The sequence below is a fragment of the Comamonas sp. JUb58 genome, from assembly GCF_004364775.1.
In the GTDB taxonomy this organism is placed as follows: Bacteria; Pseudomonadota; Gammaproteobacteria; order Burkholderiales; family Burkholderiaceae_C; genus Comamonas.
In genome coordinates, this window is sequence record NZ_SOAL01000055.1 from 1 (window position 1) to 1427 (window position 1427).

The 1427-nt window shown below is 41.8% G+C and carries 2 protein-coding genes; both read left to right on the plus strand.

Annotated elements, in window-relative coordinates:
• Positions 1–800: RHS repeat-associated core domain-containing protein (locus EDF71_RS24845; protein ID WP_208301137.1), on the plus strand; the 800-nt coding region annotated here is incomplete at its 5' end.
• The gene (locus tag EDF71_RS24850; RefSeq protein ID WP_133859192.1) at positions 797–1273 is read left to right on the plus strand and encodes a hypothetical protein; all 477 of its coding nucleotides are present in this window, start codon (positions 797–799) and stop codon (positions 1271–1273) included. The genes EDF71_RS24845 and EDF71_RS24850, both read left to right, overlap by 4 nt.
• The last annotated feature ends 154 nt before the right edge of the window (positions 1274–1427 follow it).

Below are 1427 nucleotides of genomic sequence, written 5' to 3' on the forward strand. Positions count from 1 at the left end.
GGCAGCAGGGGGCGTGGAGTACGGATCCGGTTTGGCAGGCTGAGACTGTTAATAGTGATTTAGTGAATTCTCAAACGGGATATCACTATCTGCATACGGATCATCTGGGGACGCCACATGTAGCAACGGACAGAGCAGGGAATATTACGTGGAAAGCTGTCAGCGAGGCATTTGGAGCGACTGAGGTTGTTGAAAATTCAGTGCAAGTGAATTTGAGATTTCCGGGGCAGTATTGGGATAAAGAGAGCGACAAGCACCATAACTTTAATAGAGACTATCAGCCTTCTGCTGGCATTTACATGCAGAGCGATCCTATCGGGGTGGATGGAGGGTTAAATGTATTTGCATATGTAGATGCCAATCCTCTTGTGCGAATTGATCCCAGTGGGGAAAAATGGATTAAAAATGGCCAGATGTTTAAAGAGATTGCTCATCTAAATACCATCTATTGTAATGATGAAGCGTTGACTGTATTGCTGCAACCTATCGATCAGTCTCATAAATGTCCATCAATTGTAAGATGCCTCGCAGTTCACGAATCAATCCATTGGGGAGATGCATTCAGCTCTAATCCGGAGATTTGCAAAGGAAATAAAGGCAAGTCTGGAGTTGGCGCTGGAAGTCATGAAGATTGGATGAAATCTGAGGAGAAGGCATTTAATGCTCAACTTCGCTGCCTCGAAAGGTCATTGAAAGAAAGTTATTGCGATGAATATTGTAAAAAATGGATAGAGACGGAAATAAGTAATATCAAAAATATTTATTTACCCCAGGTTATACGAGGAACATATCCAAAATGAAAAAGTGTTTTAAATTGAGTTATTTACCTATTGCATTTTTTTTAAATTTCAATGCATTTGCGCAGACATGCCCTGTAGATATTAATGTTAAGCCAATGGGGGATGGTTTGGTAGTTGTTTCAATTCATAATATCTCATCGCGTGATGTTGATATTCTCTATGACTTTCTTCCTTGGTCAGTATTTGGTTTTGGAGTTAACTATTCTGCAAAGTATAGAGATGCGAAAACGGAGATTAAACCTATCTATGCGGTTGGGCATCGTCCGGAGACTGTTGTGCTAAAAGCAAATTCTTCTATGCAGCAAGAAATATCTTTGTTCAAGCGTTTTCATTATTTAAGATCTGACGCTGGAATTGTTGACGTATCTTGGAGCTACAGATTTGCGGAGCCGGGGGTGGGTTCGGATATCTGCACAACATTCAAAGGTGAATTTTCTATTTTTGAAACACTCATCAAACAGACGTCAGAATGAAGTCTTTTACCCAATAGCATTGGCGCTGTTGCACAATCACCGTGCTCAGCGAGCGTAGGTGTCGCATCCCGGACGATCATAGGGTCGTTTATTGAACAGTTCGGGATCAGTTTGGTGCCACTGCTTCATAGCTTGGATGGGCGTTTTGCTTTGC